Origin of the sequence: Listeria immobilis, assembly GCF_014322845.1 — a bacterium.
GTDB classification, from domain to species: domain Bacteria; phylum Bacillota; class Bacilli; order Lactobacillales; family Listeriaceae; genus Listeria; species Listeria immobilis.
On record NZ_JAASUA010000001.1, the window covers coordinates 503474 to 525495 of the forward strand.

The 22022-nt window shown below is 36.7% G+C and carries 18 protein-coding genes and 2 other annotated features; of the genes, 4 read left to right on the forward strand and 14 right to left on the reverse strand.

The window, feature by feature from the left end; translation table 11 throughout:
* Positions 1-47: 47 nt before the first annotated feature.
* Genes trpA through trpE form a run of 7 tightly spaced genes read right to left on the reverse strand, consistent with a single transcriptional unit; the run spans position 48 to position 6336 of the window.
* Positions 48-821: a tryptophan synthase subunit alpha gene (gene trpA / locus HCJ45_RS02595; RefSeq protein WP_185395566.1), complete on the reverse strand. Its 774-nt coding sequence runs from the start codon at positions 819-821 to the stop codon at positions 48-50.
* Positions 814-2016 carry a tryptophan synthase subunit beta gene (gene trpB, locus HCJ45_RS02600; protein ID WP_185395579.1) on the reverse strand — a complete coding sequence of 401 codons (1203 nt, stop codon included), beginning with the start codon at positions 2014-2016 and terminating at the stop codon, positions 814-816. Before trpB ends, trpA begins: the two co-directional genes overlap by 8 nt.
* On the reverse strand, positions 2016-2627 hold the full coding sequence (locus HCJ45_RS02605; RefSeq protein ID WP_185395565.1) for a phosphoribosylanthranilate isomerase: 612 nt from the start codon (positions 2625-2627) through the stop codon (positions 2016-2018). The genes trpB and HCJ45_RS02605 overlap by 1 nt, the downstream gene beginning before the upstream one ends.
* Positions 2621-3382, reverse strand: coding sequence for an indole-3-glycerol phosphate synthase TrpC (trpC, locus tag HCJ45_RS02610; protein ID WP_185395564.1), 762 nt, complete (start codon positions 3380-3382; stop codon positions 2621-2623). The genes HCJ45_RS02605 and trpC overlap by 7 nt, the downstream gene beginning before the upstream one ends.
* The gene (gene trpD / locus HCJ45_RS02615; protein ID WP_185395563.1) at positions 3379-4398 is read right to left on the reverse strand and encodes an anthranilate phosphoribosyltransferase; all 1020 of its coding nucleotides are present in this window, start codon (positions 4396-4398) and stop codon (positions 3379-3381) included. The genes trpC and trpD overlap by 4 nt, the downstream gene beginning before the upstream one ends.
* On the reverse strand, positions 4370-4975 hold the full coding sequence (locus HCJ45_RS02620) for an anthranilate synthase component II (RefSeq protein ID WP_185395562.1): 606 nt from the start codon (positions 4973-4975) through the stop codon (positions 4370-4372). The genes trpD and HCJ45_RS02620 overlap by 29 nt, the downstream gene beginning before the upstream one ends.
* On the reverse strand, positions 4972-6336 hold the full coding sequence (gene trpE / locus HCJ45_RS02625; RefSeq protein ID WP_185395561.1) for an anthranilate synthase component I: 1365 nt from the start codon (positions 6334-6336) through the stop codon (positions 4972-4974). Before trpE ends, HCJ45_RS02620 begins: the two co-directional genes overlap by 4 nt.
* Positions 6337-6400: 64 nt before the next feature.
* Positions 6401-6627 (reverse strand) — a binding site (T-box leader).
* Between the two features lie 47 nt (positions 6628-6674).
* Positions 6675-6917, reverse strand: a binding site (T-box leader).
* Positions 6918-7418: 501 nt separating this feature from the next.
* Here trpE and lap point away from each other — a divergent pair.
* The 4 genes from lap (at position 7419) to HCJ45_RS02645 (ending at position 12632) form a co-directional block, all read left to right on the forward strand.
* Entirely contained in the window at positions 7419-10019 is a 2601-nt protein-coding gene (gene lap / locus HCJ45_RS02630; protein ID WP_185380613.1) for an adhesion-mediating acetaldehyde/alcohol dehydrogenase LAP, read from the forward strand.
* Between the two features lie 124 nt (positions 10020-10143).
* On the forward strand, positions 10144-10572 hold the full coding sequence (locus HCJ45_RS02635; protein WP_038407445.1) for a VOC family protein: 429 nt from the start codon (positions 10144-10146) through the stop codon (positions 10570-10572).
* An 81-nt stretch (positions 10573-10653) separates the two neighbouring features.
* Positions 10654-11574, forward strand: a complete 921-nt coding sequence (locus HCJ45_RS02640) for an ABC transporter ATP-binding protein (protein ID WP_185395560.1) — start codon at positions 10654-10656, stop codon at positions 11572-11574.
* On the forward strand, positions 11571-12632 hold the full coding sequence (locus HCJ45_RS02645; protein WP_185347867.1) for an ABC transporter permease: 1062 nt from the start codon (positions 11571-11573) through the stop codon (positions 12630-12632). The genes HCJ45_RS02640 and HCJ45_RS02645 overlap by 4 nt, the downstream gene beginning before the upstream one ends.
* 103 nt (positions 12633-12735) lie before the next feature.
* Here the strand turns inward: HCJ45_RS02645 and HCJ45_RS02650 are convergent, their stop codons facing one another.
* The 7 genes from HCJ45_RS02650 to HCJ45_RS02680 form a co-directional block, all read right to left on the reverse strand.
* On the reverse strand, positions 12736-13710 hold the full coding sequence (locus HCJ45_RS02650) for a S66 family peptidase (protein ID WP_185395559.1): 975 nt from the start codon (positions 13708-13710) through the stop codon (positions 12736-12738).
* Positions 13707-14288 carry a DNA-3-methyladenine glycosylase I gene (locus HCJ45_RS02655; RefSeq protein WP_185395558.1) on the reverse strand — a complete coding sequence of 194 codons (582 nt, stop codon included), beginning with the start codon at positions 14286-14288 and terminating at the stop codon, positions 13707-13709. The genes HCJ45_RS02650 and HCJ45_RS02655 overlap by 4 nt, the downstream gene beginning before the upstream one ends.
* Positions 14289-14300: 12 nt before the next feature.
* Positions 14301-14534 carry a hypothetical protein gene (locus HCJ45_RS02660; protein WP_185347861.1) on the reverse strand — a complete coding sequence of 78 codons (234 nt, stop codon included), beginning with the start codon at positions 14532-14534 and terminating at the stop codon, positions 14301-14303.
* A 96-nt stretch (positions 14535-14630) separates the two neighbouring features.
* Positions 14631-17333, reverse strand: a complete 2703-nt coding sequence (gene acnA / locus HCJ45_RS02665) for an aconitate hydratase AcnA (RefSeq protein WP_185395557.1) — start codon at positions 17331-17333, stop codon at positions 14631-14633.
* Between the two features lie 156 nt (positions 17334-17489).
* Positions 17490-18293, reverse strand: a complete 804-nt coding sequence (locus tag HCJ45_RS02670; protein WP_185395556.1) for an STAS domain-containing protein — start codon at positions 18291-18293, stop codon at positions 17490-17492.
* Between the two features lie 12 nt (positions 18294-18305).
* A complete protein-coding gene (locus HCJ45_RS02675) occupies positions 18306-18728 on the reverse strand; it encodes a general stress protein (RefSeq protein ID WP_185347855.1) in 423 nt (140 codons plus the stop codon).
* Positions 18728-21946: a DEAD/DEAH box helicase gene (locus tag HCJ45_RS02680; protein ID WP_185395555.1), complete on the reverse strand. Its 3219-nt coding sequence runs from the start codon at positions 21944-21946 to the stop codon at positions 18728-18730. Before HCJ45_RS02680 ends, HCJ45_RS02675 begins: the two co-directional genes overlap by 1 nt.
* Positions 21947-22022 lie beyond the last annotated feature (76 nt).

Sequence of the window (22022 nt, forward strand, 5' to 3'; positions counted from 1 at the left end):
TACACCAGACTTTACCATATTTAAAGAGAAATTGTAAGTAGAAATTATCATTTGACTTCAATACTTGCAGCTTGTTTTAAAAAATCCCCAAGTTCCGTTTTACGGTTCTCATGTAACATTTGCACTACTTTGCTACCGATAATAACCCCATCACAAACAGCAGCAAATTTTTCCACATGCTCTACTGTGGAAACCCCAAATCCAGCTAGAACCGGAACAGGACTAATACGCTTTAAATAAGTTAAATGCGCATCAATCTCAGCATCAAAATCATTTCTCACGCCAGTAGTGCCATTGACTGTTACAGCATAAATAAAGCCCTCCGCTTGATTGGCAATTTCTGTAAGACGTTCTTTAGGGCTAGTGAGTGATACAAGCGGAATTAATGCGATGTCTGTTCCTTTGATTTCTGGAGTAATAAGCTGTTGATGTTCATAGGGTAGATCAGGAATAATTATCCCTTTAACAGGCGTTTTCTTAAGTAATTCGACAAATTTAGGAATTCCTAAATGAAAAATTGGATTAATATAGCTCATTATAATTAGCGGTATTTGGACTTTGCTAGAGGCTAATTGTGTTAAAATAGCTTCCAGACTAATTTTTTCTTTTAAAGCACGTAATCCAGCCAGTTGAATAACCGGCCCATCTGCTACAGGATCAGAAAAAGGAATACCAATTTCAATCGCACTTACACCGGATTTTTCAAGAAATAATAATTGCTCTTCCAAGTGATTAAGTCCACCGTCCCCTCCCATAATATAAGTAACAATTGCTGGATGTCCGGACTTATTTATAAGTTTTTCTGTTAAAGTTTTAGTCATTTGTTTCTCCCTCCAAACGTGCTTTTAATTGATTAACATCTTTATCGCCTCGGCCAGATAAACAAACAATCATACTTTCTTCTGGTCGCATTTTTGCAGCAAGTTTTACTGCATAACAAATCGCATGAGAACTTTCTAGTGCTGGAATAATCCCTTCTGTACGGCAAAGTAGTTGAAATGCTTCAACCGCCTCATCATCTGTTACTGAATGGTACTCTGCCCGGCCCATATCCCGAAAAAAACTATGCTCTGGGCCAATTCCTGGATAGTCAAGCCCTGCTGAAATAGAAAACGCCTCGATAATTTGTCCGTTTTCGTCTTGTAAAACATCCATCATCGCCCCGTGCAAAATACCAATTTCCCCTTTAGAAATAGTCGCCGCATGAAATTCTGTTTCAAGTCCATGCCCAGCTGCTTCCACCCCGTACATTTGAACATTTTCATCTTCTACAAAAGGATAAAACAAGCCCATCGCATTGCTTCCACCACCAACACAAGCAACAATCGCTTCAGGCAGCTTTCCTTCTGCTTCTAAATGTTGTTTTCTTGCTTCTGTTCCGATAACACTTTGGTAATCACGAACGATTTCTGGGAATGGATGTGGCCCAAGAACCGATCCCATAATGTAGTGTGTATCTTCCACATTCGCCACCCAAAAGCGCAATGCTTCATTGACAGCATCTTTAAGTGTACGACTTCCCGCTTTTACGCTAACAACTTTCGCACCAAGTAATTCCATTCTAAAAACGTTGAGCGATTGGCGCTTTACGTCTTCTTCTCCCATAAAAATAGTACATTCCATATTAAATAGTGCTGCTACAGTTGCGGTTGCTACACCATGTTGCCCAGCGCCTGTTTCTGCTACTACTTTTTGTTTTCCCATTTGTCTTGCTAGAAGAGCTTGCCCAATTGTATTATTGATTTTATGTGCGCCTGTATGATTTAAATCTTCTCGTTTTAAATAAATTTTTGCTCCGCCAGCATACGCAGTTAATTGTTCAGCAAAATAAAGTGGTGTTTCTCGCCCAACGTATTCTTTTAAATAATAATTTACTTCTTTTTGAAAAGCGGGATCTGTTTTAGAAGCTTGATACGCCTCTTCTAGTTCTTTAACTGCTTTCATCAATGTTTCTGGTACAAATCTCCCACCAAATCTTCCGTAAAAACCATTTTTATCAGGGGCGTTATAGTTCATCATTGCTCGTCTCCTTTTACTATTTTAATAAATTTTTTTATTTTTGTCGGATCTTTTTCGCCTGCCGTTTCAACACCAGAAGAAATATCTACTGCAAATGGAGAAAAACGAGTAATTGCTTCTGTTACATTATCCGCATTTAATCCACCAGCTATAATTAATTTTTCTGTTGTTAATAAGTTACAGTTAATTTTTTCCCAATCAAAGGTTTTCCCACTACCACCCTCATATTCTTCCGCAGGCGCATCAAGTAAAATATACGCATTTGGATAATCCTTTATATTATTCGGAACTATGCCATTTTTCACTTGGAAAGCTTTAATTACTTCTACATCTGTTCGATTAGCTTGTTCTGTAGATTCTTGACCATGAAGTTGAACAATATCTAGCGGAACTTTTTGAATTGCCTCTGTTAGTTCTTCTTCTGTTGGATTAACAAAAACACCTACTTTTTTAATAGCAGCTGGAATATTTTTAGCTAATTGGTGGGCTTCCTCCACTGAAACATTTCGTTTGCTTTTAGCGAATACAAAACCAATCATATCTGCGCCATTTTCGACTGCCGCCTGCACATCTACCGCTTTTTTTAAACCACAAATTTTTACTAGCATCGTTTCACCTTCAACTTTCTTGCTGCTATTTCAGGAGTTTTCTCTCTCATAAGCGCTTCTCCAACGAGTACAGCATGATAAGATTCTTTTACTCTTTCTACATCTGCTGCAACTTTAAATCCTGATTCGCTAATAAAACAAGCATCCGAAGCAAAATCAGAAACAAGTGCTTCACTCACGGCAATATCTACTTCAAAGGTGTGCAAATTACGATTGTTTACCCCAATTAATTTAGCGCCAATTTTCTGGGCAACCGCTAATTCCTCCGCATTATGAACTTCTACTAAAACTTCCAAATCAAGTGATAATGCCTGATGAAAAAGTTGTTTAAGTTTCTTTTCTCCTAGTGCTGAAATAATGAGCAAAACTACTGTTGCACCAGCGTTTCTAGCACGAATCAATTGTTTTTCACTTATAATAAAGTCTTTACATAACACTGGTATTGTCACGTTACTTGCAACTTCTCGTAAATCAGTAATAGAACCTTTGAAAAAAATCGGATCTGTTAAAACAGAAATCATGGAAGCTCCTGATGCTTCATAGGCTTTAGCTTGCGTAACTGGATTGACATTCATATTTATTTCTCCTTTGGACGGGGAGGCTCGCTTTACTTCCGCAATCAATTGCATTTCAGTCGTATGAGCTTTTAAAAAATCATAAAAAGAATACGTTTCTCGCTTTTCTAGCAAATCTTCTTTTGGCATTTTAGCAACTTCAACTGCTTTTTGAGCTAAAATTTCTTCTAAAAATGTCATTTTACGAGCACCTCTTTTTGATAGTTTATTAAATCGGTCAATTTTTGTTTAGCAGCGCCACTTTCCACTAATTCACGAGCTAATTCAACGCCCGCTTTTACTGAATTTACTTTTCCATTTGCAAATAATCCGAAACCTGCATTAAATAGAACAGTATCCAAATAAGCTCCCGGCTCCCCGTCTAGCACGCTTCGAAGTATTTTAGCGTTTTCCTGTGGAGTTCCGCCGTTAATGGCTTCTTGTGGATAACTGGCTAGCCCCACATCAGCCGGCGTAATGGTATGCAAGCTCACTTCACCATCTTCATATAATGCAAAATGATTTTCTCCTGCCAAGGAAGCCTCATCCATAAAGCCAGCTCCATTTAATACTAATGCCCGTTTACGACCGAGTTCTCCTAATACTCGTGCTGTCTGCTCTAATAAATCACGGCGATAAATCCCCATTAATTGTGTCTCCAAATGTATTGGATTAGATAACGGTCCGATTAGATTAAAGATTGTCGGTGTTCCTAGTTCTTTCCTAACATCCATTACATATTTCATATTTGGGTGGACATGCGGGGCATATAAAAAAGCAATCCCTACATGTTCCAGTAAATGAGTGACATCTTCTGGTTGCATATTAATATCAATTCCTAGTTCTTGACATACATCAGCACTTCCAGAACGACTAGAAATACTTCCATTCCCAATTTTAGCGATTGGAATACCAGAAGCTGCGATAACAAAAGCAGAAGTTGTACTTATATTAAAACTATTCGATTTATCTCCACCAGTTCCACAATTATCCATGGCAGTTCCAGCAGGGAATTCAATTGGGGTAGCCACATGTTTCATAACCTCTGCTATACCCACCATCTCTTCCGCTGTTTCACCTTTTGCTTTTAGTGCCATCAAGAAAGCTGCAATTTTTATTTGGGAAAGTTTCCCTTCAAAGATGGCTGTTGCGATACGATTCATTTCTACTTTTGATAAATTTTGTTGGTCATATACTTTTTGTAATAATTGTTCCATTTGGATGCACTCCTTCTACTATAGTAATGAAATTTTTCATCATTCGTTTTCCATCAACTGTTCCAATCGATTCCGGATGAAATTGAAATCCGTATACTGGATAATTTTTTAGCTTCATCGCCATCACTTCTGCATCATCAGTTGCAACAGCTAACACCTCTAAGTCCTCTGGCAAATTATTTTTATCTACTATTAAAGAGTGATAACGCATAACGGGCATTTCTTCTGGCAAATCTGCAAAAATTGCTCCTGCTGTTTGACGCATAATGGATACTTTGCCGTGTCTAATTTTCTTCGCTTGCTTTACTTCCCCGCCAAAAACTTCACCAATTGCCTGGTGCCCTAAACAAATGCCAAGGACTGGTTTTACTTTTGCAAATTTGGCTACAACTTCTTCTAAAAGTCCTGCTTCACTTGGTTTTCCTGGTCCAGGAGAAAGAACTATACCGGATGCTTGATCTGCTACTTTTAACAAATCAGCCGCATCATTTCGCTTCACTACCACGTGCGCATATTCAGCTAAATACTGTTCCAAATTAAAAGTAAAAGAATCATAATTATCTACTAGTAAAATCATTCTCCCACCTCCAAAAGCGCTTTTGCTTTTTGCAATGTTTCTAAATATTCACTTTCCGGATCTGAATCATAAACAATCCCTGCACCAGCCTGAACATATGCTTTTCCATCGTGCAATACCATGGTTCTAATTGAAAGTGCAAAATCCGAATCGCCATTTTTTGTTAAATAACCAACAGCTCCAGCATATGGGCCACGCTTTACATTCTCCCATTCATATATTCGTTGCATCGCTCTAATTTTCGGTGCGCCACTAACAGTTCCAGCTGGCAATGTTGAACGAAGCGCATCCATCGCCGTAAGTCCTGGTTTTAAGGTCCCTTCCACTACTGAAACAAGATGCATTAAAAACCGGTACCTTTCAATCGTTAAGTAAACTGGTACTTCTACAGAACCGATAACAGCAATTTTGCCAATATCGTTTCTTCCTAAATCAACCAACATTCGGTGCTCTGCCAATTCTTTTTCATCTGCTAATAATTCGTTTGCAAGTTTTTCATCTTCTTGCTTTGTTGCACCACGCCTTCTCGTTCCAGCAATTGGATTTGTAATCACTTGCCTGCCCTTAGTTTTAATTAAGCTTTCTGGCGATGAACCGATTAAAACAGTGTCGATAAAATCAATAAAATACAGATAAGGTGATGGATTTAATAAACGTAATTTTCGATAATAATCAAATGGAGAAATAGTAAAATCAGCTTCTAGTCGTTGCGATAATACTACTTGAAAGAAATCCCCCTCTTGAATATAGCTTTTTGCCTGTTCGACTAAGCTCATATATTCTGCTTTTGTATAATTGCTTTTAAAGGTCATTTTAGGAACATTAACTGCTGCATGTTCTTCTTTATTAGGTGTCAATAACTGCCGCTCCATTTGGGCAAGTGCCTCATCCAGTTCCTTCTCAGTTCTTCCGGAGTAACAATTATCTTGCACTAATATTAATTCCTCTGCTTGATGATCCATAATAACAAAAGCTTCATATACATAGAATCGAATGTCTGGCATATCTCGTTTCTCGGTTGGAATTTGTCCTAAGTTTTCATATAAAGCAATAACGTCATAACCAACATATCCAATTGCTCCTGAATCAAGTGGCAATTCGCTTTCATTTTCTTTGGCTTTTTCAATGAATTTTTCAATTTCTTTTAAAGGATCCATCACTTTTTTATGTTTTCCATCTAGATAGTAATTGTTTTGATAAACCTTGATTTCATGGACAGGATTTAAAGCTATAATGGAATACCTGCCAGCATCTGCATCTTTTGCCGCACCTTCAAGTAAACTTTTTCCTTGTCCCTCTAATCTTAGAAATGCTAATATCGCTGTTAATGTATCTGCATCCATTTTTTTAGATTTTCTCATTTAATTCATCCTCTCTTAATGAAAATAAAAAAAGCCCTCAGAAAAAGCGCAAAATAATGCTTTTTCTGAGGGCGAGTTATCGCGGTGCCACCTCAAATTAGGAGAAAACCTCCTATCTCAGTGCTGAATGATTCAGCTGCTCGATAACGGGAGCTACCGTTTACCCCTACTACTTGTTTCAAGGTATCACGCACAAGGCCCATTCCTATCTCACCAATTTATTAGCTCGCACCACACGCTAACTCTCTTTAAAATTGTCGAGAAAGTACTATTCTTGTTTAATGTTTTTACTAAAATAAATAAAAAAGGATCTCTCTCCAAGCCTAGCAAAAATACTAGACAAGGACGAGAGACCCGTGGTACCACCTTGATTAACTGCAAAAACAGTTCACTTAATCCATCCAAATTTCGAATGGTTGCCTTGTGTAACGATAAGGCCTAATCGCTGCAACCTACTAAGGAAAACCCATTCGGCCGAGAGCTCAGAAGTCCATTCACATCATGTCCGCTACTGACTCACACCAACCGCCAGCTCTCTAAAAGCATTCATCATGTTACTTACTCTTCATCATAGCTATCACTTTTTACTTGTATTCATCTTACATAAGAAAAATCTGAAAGTCAAGAAAATAAAATTGTTTTTTATAAAAAATATGTAAATTGTTATAAATAAACAAATAAGCAAAAAGAACTATTAGGTGTTCCCTATAACCCACATTGCAAAACCATGACAATGTTTCTATTAAATCAAATCTTCGTTATGATAATAACCATTGCATTACCAATTAGTTAAAGATGTTATTTCTCTAAAAAAAGCATGATAAAAATTCTCATTCTACCTATATCTAAATAACTAAAACAGCCATTTCCAAAAGGACTATTCACTCATTTTAATCAATTTGTGAATATTTTCACGTGAAATACTGGACAAACTTTTTCTGATGGCTTATACTAACGGTGTAATCAAATAAAACAAAAGAACATAGCACAGCAACAAGCTAAATTTTTTTGGATTATCAGGGACAGAAAAAGTCTGCTATGGACGTTTTAAGTCCCGAACAAATATTAGGAGGTTCTGGAAAATGGCAATTAAAGAAAATGCGGCCCAAGAAGTATTAGAAGTTCAAAAAGTGATTGACAAACTAGCAGACAATGGACAAAAAGCATTGAAGGCATTTGAAAATTACAACCAAGAACAAGTAGACAATATCGTACATGCAATGGCGCTTGCCGGACTTGACCAACATATGCCCCTTGCAAAATTAGCAGTAGAAGAAACTGGACGTGGATTATACGAAGATAAATGTATTAAAAATATCTTCGCAACAGAATATATTTGGAATAGCATCAAAAACAATAAAACAGTAGGTATCATTAATGAGGATGAACAAACTGGTGTGATTGAAATTGCTGAACCAGTTGGTGTGGTTGCCGGCGTTACACCTGTAACAAACCCTACTTCCACTACTCTTTTCAAAGCAATTATCGCTATTAAAACACGTAACCCAATCATTTTCGCCTTCCATCCAAGCGCTCAAGGTTGTTCATCTGCCGCTGCAAAAGTTGTCTATGATGCAGCAATCGCAGCTGGAGCACCTGAACATTGTATCCAATGGGTAGAAAAACCTTCATTAGAAGCAACGAAACAATTAATGAATCATGATAAAGTTGCACTTGTACTTGCAACTGGTGGTGCTGGAATGGTTAAATCAGCATACTCAACTGGTAAACCTGCACTAGGCGTTGGACCAGGTAACGTGCCAGCTTATATTGACAAAACAGCTAAAATCAAACGTTCTGTTAATGATATTATTCTTTCTAAATCTTTTGACCAAGGTATGATTTGTGCTTCTGAACAAGCAGTCATCGTAGACAAAGAAGTAGCCAAAGAAGTAAAAGCTGAAATGGAAGCTAATAAATGCTATTTCGTTAAAGGCGCTGAATTCAAAAAATTAGAAAGCTATGTCATCAATCCTGAAAAAGGAACACTTAATCCAGATGTAGTTGGTAAATCCCCTGCATGGATTGCAAATCAAGCTGGTTTTAAAGTTCCAGAAGACACAAAAATTCTTGTTGCTGAAATTAAAGGTGTGGGCGACAAATACCCACTATCTCATGAAAAACTTAGTCCAGTTCTTGCATTTATCGAAGCAGCTAACCAAGCAGAAGCATTTGACCGTTGTGAAGAAATGTTAGTATACGGAGGACTTGGACATTCTGCAGTTATTCATTCTACAGATAAAGAAGTTCAAAAAGCCTTTGGTATCCGTATGAAAGCTTGTCGTATCATCGTTAACGCACCAAGCGCTCAAGGTGGTATTGGTGACATTTATAACGGCTTCATCCCTTCCCTAACACTTGGTTGTGGATCTTATGGTAAAAACTCTGTATCACAAAATGTAAGTGCGACTAACTTGCTGAACGTTAAACGTATCGCGGATCGGAGAAATAATATGCAATGGTTTAAACTTCCACCAAAAATCTTCTTTGAAAAATATTCCACTCAATACCTTCAAAAAATGGAAGGCGTTGAACGTGTATTTATCGTAACTGACCCAGGTATGGTGCAATTCAAATACGTTGATGTAGTCATTGAACATCTGAAAAAACGTGGCAACGATGTAGCTTATCAAGTTTTTGCTGATGTTGAACCAGATCCATCTGATGTAACAGTTTACAAAGGTGCAGAATTAATGAAAGACTTCAAACCAGATACTATTATCGCTCTTGGTGGTGGTTCTGCAATGGATGCTGCCAAAGGTATGTGGTTATTCTATGAACATCCAGAAGCTTCATTCTTCGGCTTAAAACAAAAATTCATTGATATTCGCAAACGTACTTTCAAATATCCTAAACTAGGTGGAAAAGCAAAATTTGTTGCGATTCCAACAACAAGTGGTACAGGATCTGAAGTGACACCATTTGCCGTTATTACTGATAAAGAAAACAACATTAAATACCCTCTTGCTGACTATGAACTAACACCAGATGTTGCAATTGTCGATGCACAATATGTAACAACTGTTCCAGCACATATTACTGCTGACACTGGTATGGACGTTCTAACTCACGCAATTGAATCTTATGTATCTGTTATGGCAAGTGATTATACACGTGGTCTATCCATCCGTGCAATCGAACTTGTTTTTGAAAACTTACGTGAATCCGTTCTTACTGGAGACCCTGATGCTCGTGAAAAAATGCATAATGCTTCTGCCTTAGCTGGTATGGCGTTTGCTAATGCTTTCCTAGGAATTAACCATAGTTTGGCACACAAAATCGGCCCTGAATTCCATATTCCTCATGGTCGTGCAAATGCTATCCTTATGCCACATGTTATTCGTTATAACGCACTTAAACCTAAAAAACACGCGTTATTCCCAAGATATGAAAGCTTCCGTGCAGATGAAGATTATGCTCGTATCTCTCGTATTATCGGCTTCCCTGCTGCAACTACAGAAGAAGGCGTTAAATCACTAGTAGATGCAATTATTAAACTTGGTAAAGATGTTGGTATCGACATGAGTCTGAAAGGACAAAATGTTGCTAAAAAAGACTTGGATGCGGTAGTTGATACACTTGCAGATCGCGCATTCATGGACCAATGTACTACTGCCAACCCTAAACAACCTTTAGTAAGCGAATTAAAAGAAATCTATCTAGAAGCTTACAAAGGTGTCTAAAACTAGCTAACTTGTCCACTATTAATATAAAAAAGTTAGAAGAAAGCGCAAGTCCATCCCAGGGCTTGCGCTTTCGCTTTAATATAGAAATGAGTATAATAGTTTTTGAATGGAGTTGATAACAATGACACAAACAGTCATCCCCTACCTTACTTTTAATGGAGAAGCGGGTGTTGCCCTTGAATTTTATAAAAAAGTTTTCCAAGCTGAAATTACCAATACACGTTATTTTCATGAAATGGAAGGATTTTCTGGTGACAAATTTTTAGGAGAGCGAATTCTTCATGCAAGACTAACCAAAGATACAAACGATTTATTCTATTTTTCCGACACATTAGATGATGAAACAGATGCAGGTAACCGGCTTTCTGTTGCAGTAATTTTTGACACAGAGGAAAGTTTTGTCCATGCTTTTGCGCTACTATCAAAAACTGGTACAATCGAAATCCCCATCCAAGAAATCTATGGGGGTAGTAAATATTGCCAACTAATTGATCATTATAGCATCCATTGGCATCTTAGCTTCGAAAAGCAGACTACAACTAAAGTCTGATACTTTTCCGTCCTTGAGTCGAATGTAATTAGTACTATAAATAAGTATACTTTATAGTAGATAAATTAAAGGAGTGAGTTCATGAGTGAAACTGTTTTACAATTAGAACATGTCACAAAGAAAGTTGGACAAAAAGCCCTTGTTAAAGATATCAGCTTTGATATTCAAAAGGGTGAAGTATTTGGTTTGTTAGGCCCTAATGGCGCTGGAAAAACCACTATTATTCGTTCGATTGTTGGTCTAATTCGTCGTACGGAAGGAACTGTTTTTATTAATGGAAAAAATGTTGATACCGATTTTAAAGCAGCAATTTCAGAAGTTGGTTCCATTATTGAAAACCCAGAGTTCTATATGTATATGTCTGGATGGAACAATTTAAAACAATTTGCACGGATGAGTCAAAAAACAATTACAGATGAGCATATTCGAGAAATCGTTGAACTTGTCAAATTAACTGGTGCAATTGATCAGAAAGTTAAAACCTATTCTCTTGGTATGCGTCAACGTTTAGGTGTTGCTCAAGCGCTTATTCATAGTCCTGCCCTACTTATCTTAGACGAACCTACCAATGGACTTGACCCTCAAGGAATGGCAGAATTTAGAAATTTAATTCGTGATTTAGCAACAAACGGAACAGCTGTTTTAATCTCTAGTCATCTACTTAGCGAAATTCAGCAGATTACAGATCGATTCGCAATCATCAATAAAGGCGTGCTAACTCACACAGAAAAAATGAGTGACTTACTAGAAAATAATATCGCTGTTTATAAACTTAAAGTCACCAATCCAGTAGCAGCAAAAGCAGTACTACATAATTTACCAGTCAAAATAATCGCCGAAAAAGATAATTTATTTAAAATTGAAGTCAAACAAGAAGATACTTATTTAATTGCTCGTGCTTTAATTCAAGCAGATATCGATTTATTAGAAATGATTCCAATGCAAGCCTCCCTTGAAGATCGATTCCTAGAGTTAACAAAAAACGGAGGTGAAAATGCATGATTGCTTTAGTGAAAAATGAATTTTATAAATTATTCTTACGTAAATCAAGTTGGATTATGCAAATTGTCTTATTTCTTATTGTACTAATGTTGGCTGTCCTAATGCTTTTCGTTAGCCGTATTGACAGCGAGAGCACTGAACCAAGTGGTGGCGCTGGCATTAATGTTTATTACGATACGAGTGGAGCCCCTGTTAGTGAAGATGATTACTGGAACTCTGCTGATAAAGATGGAAACCCCACCTATAAAACAGAAACCCTTTCTCTAACAGATTCCTTAGCCTACTTAAAACAGCAAGAAAAAGCGGCTAGTTCTAAAGCAGAAAAAGAAGCATTACAACAACAAATAGATTTTTATCAACCTTATGTAGATGCAGGTGAAAAACCAGTAAATAACCCCACTGGTATATCAAGCGCTAACTTCTTCGCTACTCTTGGAAATTCTGCTGCTGTAGCAACGATGCTTGTTGTTATTGTTGCAAGTATGATTGTAGCTACAGAATTTTCAGCTGGTACCATAAAATTATTACTGACTCGTCCATATTCAAGAAGTCAGATTTTATTTTCAAAATATCTAGTTTGTATTTTATATAGTATCATTAGTTCAATCACCTTATTTTTATCAGGCTTTATCTTCTCCTTCATTTTACCATCGCAATCTATTTTTATGCCACTTGCTCCTGAAACAGGTGCAATGACGGCTTGGACTTTTGCTTGGACAATGCTTGGAACAAACTTTTTATTAATGATAGTATATGCAACAATCGCCTTCTTCTTCTCCTCGGTGGTTCGCTCACAAGCGCTTGCTGTCGGTGTTGGTGTTGGAATATTATTCTCTGGTGGTATTATCCGCCAACTACTTCCGATTGCCATTGAGAAATACGAATGGATGAAATGGATTCTCTTCAACTTACTTAGTCTGAATGACACAGTTGGTGGTACAGAGATCGCTGGTAATTTGGCAGACTGGCAAGTTATCGCAGGACTCGGTGTTTATACTGCGATTATCCTATTCTTCACATTCTTCATCTTTAAAAAACGTGATGTAGCATTAAGTTAAAAAAATGGACCACCTAATGTATAGATAGGTGGTCCATTTTTGTTGATATTTTTAGTATCTAAAGGTGCTCATTAAAGCTTATATGTTACTTCCATCGTTCATTTTAATGTTTTACGATATAAATTTTATCTGCTTGATTGGTAGCTATTTTGACTGTTCCACCAATTGGAAAAGTAGCATTTGGTTGGGTGTGTCCAAAATCCGCCCCCGTGATAACCGGAATATTATGCAGTGCCGTTTTTGTCTGGATGATATAACTTAGTTGTTCTTCCGTGACAGCAGAGTTATTTTGGAAACGTCCAATGACTAAACCTTTTATTTCGTCTGCACCTGGCTGACTAAGAAGCGATTCTAAGTTGCGATCAAAAAGTTCCGGAGTTGTTTGTTCATCGTCTTCTAAAAATAAAATCGTATCTTTTAGATTAGGCATAAATTCGGTTCCCTGCAATAAATTAAGCGTGCATAAATTACCACCAAGCAGCGTGCCCTCAGCCTCACCGTGATGTACGACGGATAAGCCAGTATTTGGAATAAAATTTCTATTTTGTTGATCAAGATACCACAAATCATCACTCCAAAAATCACTTTCCTTAAAAAGATAGGCTTCTGTTTGTGTTAGGCATGCTTGAAATGATTCTATCGTATAGTCAAGTCCCCGCTCCATCGAAAAAGTAGAGAAATGAGCGCCAGAATAAGTAACTAGTTCTGTTTGCGTATAAATGGCTGTTGCCAGTGCGGTAATGTCCGAAAAACCACAAAGAATTTTTGGATTCTCGGATATTAATTCATAATCTAGATATGGCAATAATTGATTACTATTAAATCCACCAATCACAGTCAAAATCGCCTTTACATTGGTATCATTAAATGCTTCATGTATATCTGATACACGAGAATGAATACTAGAACTCATCATGCAGTCTGTTTCTAATACATGTTCCCCAAAACTCACTACGAAACCTAATTCATTTAACCTTTTCTCTGCTAATTTTATTTGATTATCCACTATAATACTCATCGAACGGCTTGGTGCAATAATACGAATTTCATCCCCTTGTTTTAATTTAGCTGGAATCATCGTCTCTCCTCCCGATGAAGCGTATGGAATGGACAGGTAATTAAATGATCATCTACCATACCAATCGCCTGAAGATAAGAATAAATAATAACAGGACCAACAAATTTAAAGCCGCGTTTTTTTAAATCTTTACTAATTTTTTCGGATAATTCATTACTAGCTGGTACAGAATTTACGCTGTCCCATTTATTGATGATTCGCTTGTTATTTGTAAAGCTCCAAATATAATCTGCAAATGTGCCAAATTCTGCTTGAACCTTTTGGGTAGCTATTGCATTTGTTCGAACAGCCTTGACTTTTAGCCGGTTTTTAACGATTGCAGCTTTTGCAATAATTTCTGCTAATTGTTCATCAGTTAAATTTGCACATTTAGCAATATCAAAACCAAAAAAAGCTTCTTGATAGGCTTTTCTTTTATGTAAAATTAATTTCCAAGAAAGACCAGCTTGTGCTCCTTCTAAATTGAGCATTTCAAATAAATAAGTGTCGTCTTTACTTGGGACACACCATTCTTTATCATGGTATTCTAGTTCATATGGGTCATTAATGGACCATGGACAACGCAGTTCCTCTGACAAATTGACTACCTCCTATATCGATAAAATGTAAAAAACACTAATTGAAACAGCTATAAATAGACCAATACAACTCCATATTAATCGTCTCTCTTTCCACTGACTAACTGCAACAGCTATGCTTAATGCTAAAAATAGAAAAAGTAACCAGTTAGGTACATCTGGCTTATAGTTGCTAGCAAAAATAAGATACCCGACAACTGCTGCAATAACTCCTGTACTTATAAAAATGATTTTCTGATACCTCAAATTCACACACTCCCTATTTACCAATCATAAAACATACGTTCTATTAATGCAAGTGTAATAAAAAAAGAGGCGAGTTACTTTTCGCCTCTTTAGCAATTATTCTAGTTTGCCACGTAAAACCATTGGTAAAATTCCACCATGGCGATAATAATCAATTTCTACCTCTGAATCAAATCTTGCTAGTGCGTTGAAAATTATTTCACTACCATCTTCACGAACAGCTGTTACTTGGATAATATCTCTTGGGGATACGTTTTCTGATATATCTACTGAAAGGCTTTCAGAACCAGTTAATCCAAGTGTTTCTGCATCATCACCTGGTTGGAATTGAAGTGGTAAAACACCCATCATCACTAGATTTGAACGATGAATTCGCTCATAACTTTTTGCGATAACCGTTTTTATTCCAAGTAAATTAGTTCCTTTGGCTGCCCAGTCACGAGAAGATCCCATTCCATAATCATCACCAGCAAGCACCACTAAACCAGTGTTATTTTCAATATACTTACGAGATGCATCATAAATTGACATCACTTCACCAGTTGGCCAGTAAGTTGTATAACCGCCTTCTGTTCCAGGAGCGATTTGATTTTTAATACGAATATTTGCGAAAGTTCCGCGCATCATTACATCATGATGTCCACGACGAGAGCCATAAGAGTTAAAGTCACGAATAGCAACACCTTGATCTTGAAGGAATTTTCCAGCTGGTGTATCTTTTCCGATTGCTCCGGCTGGTGAAATATGATCGGTTGTAACAGAATCCCCAAATTTGCCGATAATCCGAAGACCCGATAAAGCTTCTACTTCTCCTGCTTCTTTTGCTAAATTATCAAAGAAAGGCGGATTGGCGATATAGGTGGAATCCTCATCCCATTTGTAAAGTGCATCTTCTGTTGTTTCGATAGCATTCCAAGCTGCATTTTCATCAAACACATGGGCATATTGCTCACGGAAAAGTTCTGGAGTTACTGTTTCCTGAACAAGTGCTTTTACTTCCTCTGAACTTGGCCAAATATCATCCAAAAAGATATCTTCTCCATTATTTCCACGTCCGATTGGTTCTGTTAACATATCTACATTTGTTGTCCCAGCAAGCGCATAAGCAACAACAAGTGGTGGTGATGCTAAGAAGTTTGCTTTTACAAGCGCGTGAATTCTACCTTCAAAATTACGATTTCCACTTAATACAGCAGATACAAGCAGATCATTATCTTGAATAGCTTCTTCTATTTCATCTTTTAATGGGCCTGAGTTACCAATACAAGTTGTACAACCATAACCAACTAAATCAAAGCCAAGTTTTTCAAGATAAGGTAGTAATCCTGCTTTTTCTAGATAACCAGTGACAACTTTAGAACCCGGAGCTAAAGAAGTTTTCACAAATTTGGGTACTTCTAACCCTTTTTCAACAGCTTTTTTAGCAACTAAACCAGCGCTTAACATAACATACGGATTGGAAGTATTGGTGCAACTTGTAATCGCAGCTATAGCGACAGAACCAGTTTTCATAGTTGATTGATCGCCATTTCCAAAAGTAACTGTCACTTCTTTATCTAAATTTGATTTATCTAATCCGAAACCTTGGTTGCCTGCTTTAGCAGTAAGCGATTTTCGGAAAGTATCTTTCATTTTTGAAAGTGGAATCAAGTCTTGCGGGCGTTTTGGACCTGCTAAATTTGGTTCGATAGTTGATAAATCTATTTCTACTGTTTGCGTATAATTCGGTTCGACTTTTTCAGGGGTGAAGAATAAATCATTCGCTTCTAAATAAGCTTCCACTAACTCGATTTGTTCGACATCACGACCAGTTAATTTTAAATAATTTAAGGCTTCTTTATCCACTGGGAAAAAGCCACATGTTGCACCATATTCTGGCGCCATGTTCGCTACAGTAGCCCTATCAGCAAGCGGCAATGTTGCAACGCCTGGACCATAGAATTCTACAAACTTACCAACTACTTTTTGTTCCCGTAATACTTGTGTTACTTTTAAGGCAAAATCTGTTGCAGTTGCTCCATGTGGCAGTGCACCAATTAATTTGACACCAATAACTTCAGGCACTGGGAAATAAGAGGGTTGTCCGAGCATTCCTGCTTCAGCTTCGATACCACCGACACCCCAGCCTAGAACGCCGATACCATTTATCATTGTAGTGTGACTGTCTGTACCAACAAGAGAATCAGGGAAGGCTACAAATTCACCCTCTGCTACTTCATTGGCAATTACGACATTGGCTAAATATTCTAAGTTTACTTGATGAACAATACCAGTTGCTGGTGGCACTGCACGATAGTTATCAAACGCTTTTTGTGCCCAGTTTAAGAACTGATAGCGTTCCATGTTACGTTTGAACTCAAGATCCATATTGATTTTCAAAGCTTCTGGATTGGCATAACTATCCACTTGTACCGAGTGATCAACTACTAAATCAACTGGAATTTCTGGATTGATTTTTTCAGGATCGCCGCCTAGATCTGCCATTGCTTTTCGTAATGAGGCTAAATCAACAACTGCTGGTACTCCTGTAAAATCTTGCAAAATAACACGCGCGGGTTTAAATGGGACTTCCCCACTATTTCCATCATTAGACCAATGTGCTAAATCTTCAATGTGAGAATCTTTAATGACTCTTCCATCCGCTTGTCGCAATACTGATTCTAACAAAACACGAATCGAGTAAGGTAATTTTTCGATTTTTGTAATATTGTCCTCTTCTAAGGTTTTAAGTTTGTAATAATGATACGTTTTGTTATTTAACTTGAATGATGCTTTTGCTTTATTTTTCCAATTGGTCATCCACGTTTCCTCCTTCAGTTCTTGAAACGATTGATCCTACTTATCTATTGTACTTAAAAACGAGTGATAAGTAAACAAAGAGAAACTGATATATTTTTATAACTTTTTCTTATAACAAAAAAATGAACGGCATATTAATGCCGTTCACCTCGATTACTATATTCCTAAATTTCTTAATGCCTGTTCCAAAGAGCCAAATGAAGGTAATTTAGAAATACTGGATCCTACTTGAATGGTTCGCTGCGCAAAACTTGGCTGCATACCAGAAATAATTGGTGATAAGCCAATTAGTTTAAAGGATTGAATCATATCTTCCATGTGTTTTGTTGCTAAATCATCTTTTAAAATCGCGCTGGAAAAGTCAATAACAATTGTTTCTATATCTAACTTATCCGCAGATTCAATTGCTTTTTCTTTCATAAAGTAACCACGATCATCATCTAAACTGCCGACAATTGGTAATACACTGATTGTTTCGGTAATCGGAATAATTTGCGTTGATAATTGAATGATTTCTTTTTGTTGTTCAGCAACTTTATTTAAGCTTTCTTGCATAAAACCTTCTAAAATACGTTGTTGAATTGAAGCTAAAATATCCTTGTTTTTCATCATAAATTGGACAATATCGGCATCCGAGTATAAACTTCCACCTTGTTCTTTCCACTCAATCAACTTAGTTAAAATGACCTTGTCTATTTCGTTCATATGCTGATGGATTTTTTTAATATCGGTTTTATCATTAAAGCGTCTTTTACCAATAGAATTAAAATTAGGTTTCTGTTCTTTAGTAATAGCATCGATAATCATTCCACAAGAGTTTCTACTTAGCGAACCAATAGATTCCTCTCCTTCTCCTGCATCAAGCCTAAGTTTATATTCATCAGTATTAGTGTAATATTCTTCATAAAAAGAATCTATCAATTCTGTGCGACGGCTAATTAATATCTGACTTATTGGCATAATAACTCCTTCTCATCTAGCAAAAATCAAAATATTATCATCATGTAGATTTTCAATCATTTTATTGATTTGTTCATCTGTTAGATCAAAATCTTCTAATAATCTTTTGATTGATTTATCATCTGTTTTAGAGAACCATTTTGCGAATGGACCAGCTGCATATAAAGCGCCATACTTTGGATTGTAAGCTTGCGGAATAACAATAGCTCCACTAAGCGATTGAAGTATGCCAGAAATAATACCAAATGCTTCTTCATTTACTGGACGTTCAATTTCGATGTTTTCTTTTTCAGCTAATGTTTCTAAGTTTTTATTATGTTTGGATTTAGCTAAAACTGAAATATCTTCTTTTTCATAGCCTTCACTTACCAACTTTTCGATAATTTCTTCTGCTGCTCCTACATTTTGAACTGCGAATACTTCCCATTTTTTCATTATTTTTCATCCCTTCCATTATCCAATTGTAAAATTTGTTTAATTTCTTCTGTGCTAAGTTTTCCTAGCATTTGTTCGCCTGGTTGGATAAGTTCATCCACTAATGCTTGTTTTTTCTTCTGTAAATCAAAAATTCGTTCTTCAATAGTACCTTTTGTAATCATCCGAAAAACTTGGACGACACGTTTTTGGCCAATTCGGTGCGCTCGACCAGTCGCTTGTTCTTCCACAGCAGGATTCCACCATAAATCATATAAAATCACTGTATCCGCACCAACAAGATTTAGCCCTGTTCCACCAGCTTTTAAAGAAATTAAGAAAATGTCATTCTCCCCTTCATTAAAGGAATTTACCATATCTAATCTTGATTTCGCTGGCGTTTTCCCGTCCATATAAAAGAATGTTTGACCATCTTCTTCTAGTTTACGACGAATAATCGCAAGCATTCCTGTAAACTGGGAAAAAATCAAGATTCGCTTACCATTTTCTCTTGCTGTCTGTATTGTATCAAATAACTGTAGTAATTTACCAGATTCACCTTGATAATTTTCTACAAAAAGACTCGGATCACAACAAATTTGACGTAATCGGGTTAAACCGGCCAGTAATTTAATGCGTTCTTCTCCTGCATTACCATTACTTTCTTCTAAGTCAGCTTGAATTTTTTCTAAATAAGCTAAATAGATGGTTTTTTGTTCATCGGTCAGTTCGGAATATAGATTTGTTTCGATTTTATCAGGTAATTCTTTTACTACATCTTGTTTAAGGCGGCGCAGTAAAAACGGACGAATCATTTTTGCAATATTTTCATATGGAATTTCTTTAAACTTTCGTAATGATGGGAAAAAACCGGGCATTAAAGTTTGATAAATTGCCCAAAGTTCATCAATACTGTTTTCAAGCGGCGTTCCACTTAAAGCAAAAACATGATTACGCTTTAATGCTCGAACAGCTTGTGAGGCTTTTGTATGATAGTTTTTAATTGCCTGTGATTCATCAATTATAACACTAGAAAAAGCGACATTTGCTAGGTTTAAAATATCTTGGCGCAACGATGGATACGAAATCAAATAAACATGACCAGACTTCATCTCTTTCATTTCTGCCAAGCGCGATTCTTTTGTTCCATGTAAAACAGTGACAGGAATAGTTGGTGCAAATTTTTCGAGCTCACTTTGCCAATTGTATAGTAGCGATGCTGGTGTAACGATTAATACTGGCTTTAAGTTTGGATTTTCTTCTAGTTCTGATGCCAAAAAGCTAATGGTTTGAACCGTTTTTCCAAGTCCCATATCATCAGCCAAAATCCCACCCAGATTGTATTTAGCCAGTGATTTCATCCATTCAAAACCGGTTAATTGATAATCGCGCAACTCCGCTTTCAACCCTTTTGGCAAAGGAAAACTATCCTCTGATTGTGTCGTTATATCTGTTAATAATTCACGAAACGAGCGACTAAATTTATGATGTTCATCTTGTGTCCCTGCTCCTAAAATATCATAGATTTGCATACCGCGATAAAGTGGAACTTGCATATTGCTTTGGACATCCTTTTTACGAACCTCTAACATTTGCAAAACGTCTTCCATTTGTTTATAATTTTCCGATTCAAGTGATAAGAAACGCCCATTTTTCAATCGATGATAGCTTCGTTTTTCACGTAAAGATTCTAGGACATTTTGGACTTCCGCTTCTGGTATACCTTTAAAATCAAAGGTCACAGAAAGATAATCGTTATCGCCAGAAACATCCAGTGTTGTTACTGGGCGAACATTATCCTCTACCATTTCCTCTAGTCCGTCTTCCATATAAATTTCTGCGAATGCAGCTAGCTTTGGAATCGTCCGGTAATAAAATTGATATAGATCTTTTTCTTGCTTATTAACAATCATTTTTGTTCCAGAAAAATGAACAGGAGCGCTTTCTAAAATATTCATCACACGTGCTTCTTTCTCAACATCGCGAATCATAATTTTCTCATTTTCTTCTTCTGTTGTAACAAAAGGGTCAAATTGTTGATTACCATAATGATACTCTAATCGTAAAGTATGCTCGCCGTATTCTAAAGCGATAAATAGTTTGCAATCAAGTGGTTGTTGCGTAATACGTCCTTCAATCGAATCATCTAATTTTAATTTCCCACTTTTCTGTAAAGCAGGTAACACGTAGGAAACTACTTCACTTAATTGCGACTCAGAAAACTGTACGACTTCATTTTTTGTTACTTTATGAAACTCCACTAATGGTTTTAAAGACTCCCAAACTTCCGGTGTTGGAATAAAAAAGGTACCATCAAAAAAGAGTAATTGGTATGCTTCAAAAAAGATCGCTTGTTGTAAATCTTCCAGTTCCAGCTGATATTTATCATCGGCATTTTTTTTAAGCTCAAAAATAAAATCCAATTTATCATGTCGAACGGTTAGACCGCGGTATTTAATATCTTCTACACGCTCTTTCATAATAATACATATCGTATCCCGACCAGACAAAAGTTCTAATAAACTACTTGCCATACTGGGCGGAATGGTCAAGTTTTTTTCTTCCGCGTAAGATTTATTCCAATAAAACGTATCCGTATCATACATTTTCGCAATTTCACTAATTTGTAGTAGTTTTCCTAGGATTTTTTTGTCCTCTTCCGCAAAAAAATGTTCGTTTGGATCATAAGCAAAATTTTTCGTAAACACGAGCCATTGCCGGTCACGTACTGCTGCAAGAAAGGTATTCATATTTTTTACAACATAGGTCCGTTCAGTCCCAACTTTCACTTCAATGGTCATTATATAGCTTGATTCATCTGGCTTTAGACGAACAATATATTGCGTTAAAAGTGGTGTTTTATTCGTATTATCTTCTTCTACATCGAGCTGTTGCGCCATATTTTGCTGAAAAAGGGATAGAAGTGTATTGGATTCTTGTGTTAAAATTCGATTTTTAAAATCTTGCTTTGCTTTTTTTTGCTTTTCTTTTTCCATTTTTAAGTGTGTCGCATAAATATGCTTACAAATTGCGTTTAGCTGAAACTCTGCACAACTGCAAGCATAATTTTCATTTCCAGCATCTTCTACCACATTTTGATCAATAAAATATGTTAGCAAATGATCTGATGCATCCTTTTCAGCAAACTGAATAATTTCTCCGTCTTCCATCAGTTTTTTTCCGGCTTGCTTGACACTATATGGAATCATTTTATTTTGAATTGCGGTAAAGTGCTCCATTAACTTTATTCCTCCCAAAAACCGTCCATTACTCTAAACTACTATTATATAGGAAAAGACGAGTGTCGGCAATGCA

Excerpts from the sequence above, each read along its gene's own strand:
- trpA (WP_185395566.1), bottom strand. The coding sequence starts at position 821 with ATGACTAAAACTTTAACAGAAAAACTTATAAATAAGTCCGGACATCCA.
- acnA (WP_185395557.1), bottom strand. The coding sequence starts at position 17,333 with ATGACCAATTGGAAAAATAAAGCAAAAGCATCATTCAAGTTAAATAAC.
- HCJ45_RS02620 (WP_185395562.1), bottom strand. The coding sequence starts at position 4,975 with ATGATTTTACTAGTAGATAATTATGATTCTTTTACTTTTAATTTGGAA.
- HCJ45_RS02635 (WP_038407445.1), top strand. The coding sequence starts at position 10,144 with ATGACACAAACAGTCATCCCCTACCTTACTTTTAATGGAGAAGCGGGT.
- HCJ45_RS02645 (WP_185347867.1), top strand. The coding sequence starts at position 11,571 with ATGATTGCTTTAGTGAAAAATGAATTTTATAAATTATTCTTACGTAAA.
- trpD (WP_185395563.1), bottom strand. The coding sequence starts at position 4,398 with ATGGAACAATTATTACAAAAAGTATATGACCAACAAAATTTATCAAAA.
- HCJ45_RS02605 (WP_185395565.1), bottom strand. The coding sequence starts at position 2,627 with ATGCTAGTAAAAATTTGTGGTTTAAAAAAAGCGGTAGATGTGCAGGCG.
- HCJ45_RS02640 (WP_185395560.1), top strand. The coding sequence starts at position 10,654 with ATGAGTGAAACTGTTTTACAATTAGAACATGTCACAAAGAAAGTTGGA.
- lap (WP_185380613.1), top strand. The coding sequence starts at position 7,419 with ATGGCAATTAAAGAAAATGCGGCCCAAGAAGTATTAGAAGTTCAAAAA.
- trpE (WP_185395561.1), bottom strand. The coding sequence starts at position 6,336 with ATGAGAAAATCTAAAAAAATGGATGCAGATACATTAACAGCGATATTA.
- HCJ45_RS02675 (WP_185347855.1), bottom strand. The coding sequence starts at position 18,728 with ATGAAAAAATGGGAAGTATTCGCAGTTCAAAATGTAGGAGCAGCAGAA.
- HCJ45_RS02650 (WP_185395559.1), bottom strand. The coding sequence starts at position 13,710 with ATGATTCCAGCTAAATTAAAACAAGGGGATGAAATTCGTATTATTGCA.
- HCJ45_RS02670 (WP_185395556.1), bottom strand. The coding sequence starts at position 18,293 with ATGCCAATAAGTCAGATATTAATTAGCCGTCGCACAGAATTGATAGAT.
- trpC (WP_185395564.1), bottom strand. The coding sequence starts at position 3,382 with ATGACATTTTTAGAAGAAATTTTAGCTCAAAAAGCAGTTGAAGTTGCT.
- HCJ45_RS02680 (WP_185395555.1), bottom strand. The coding sequence starts at position 21,946 with ATGGAGCACTTTACCGCAATTCAAAATAAAATGATTCCATATAGTGTC.
- trpB (WP_185395579.1), bottom strand. The coding sequence starts at position 2,016 with ATGAACTATAACGCCCCTGATAAAAATGGTTTTTACGGAAGATTTGGT.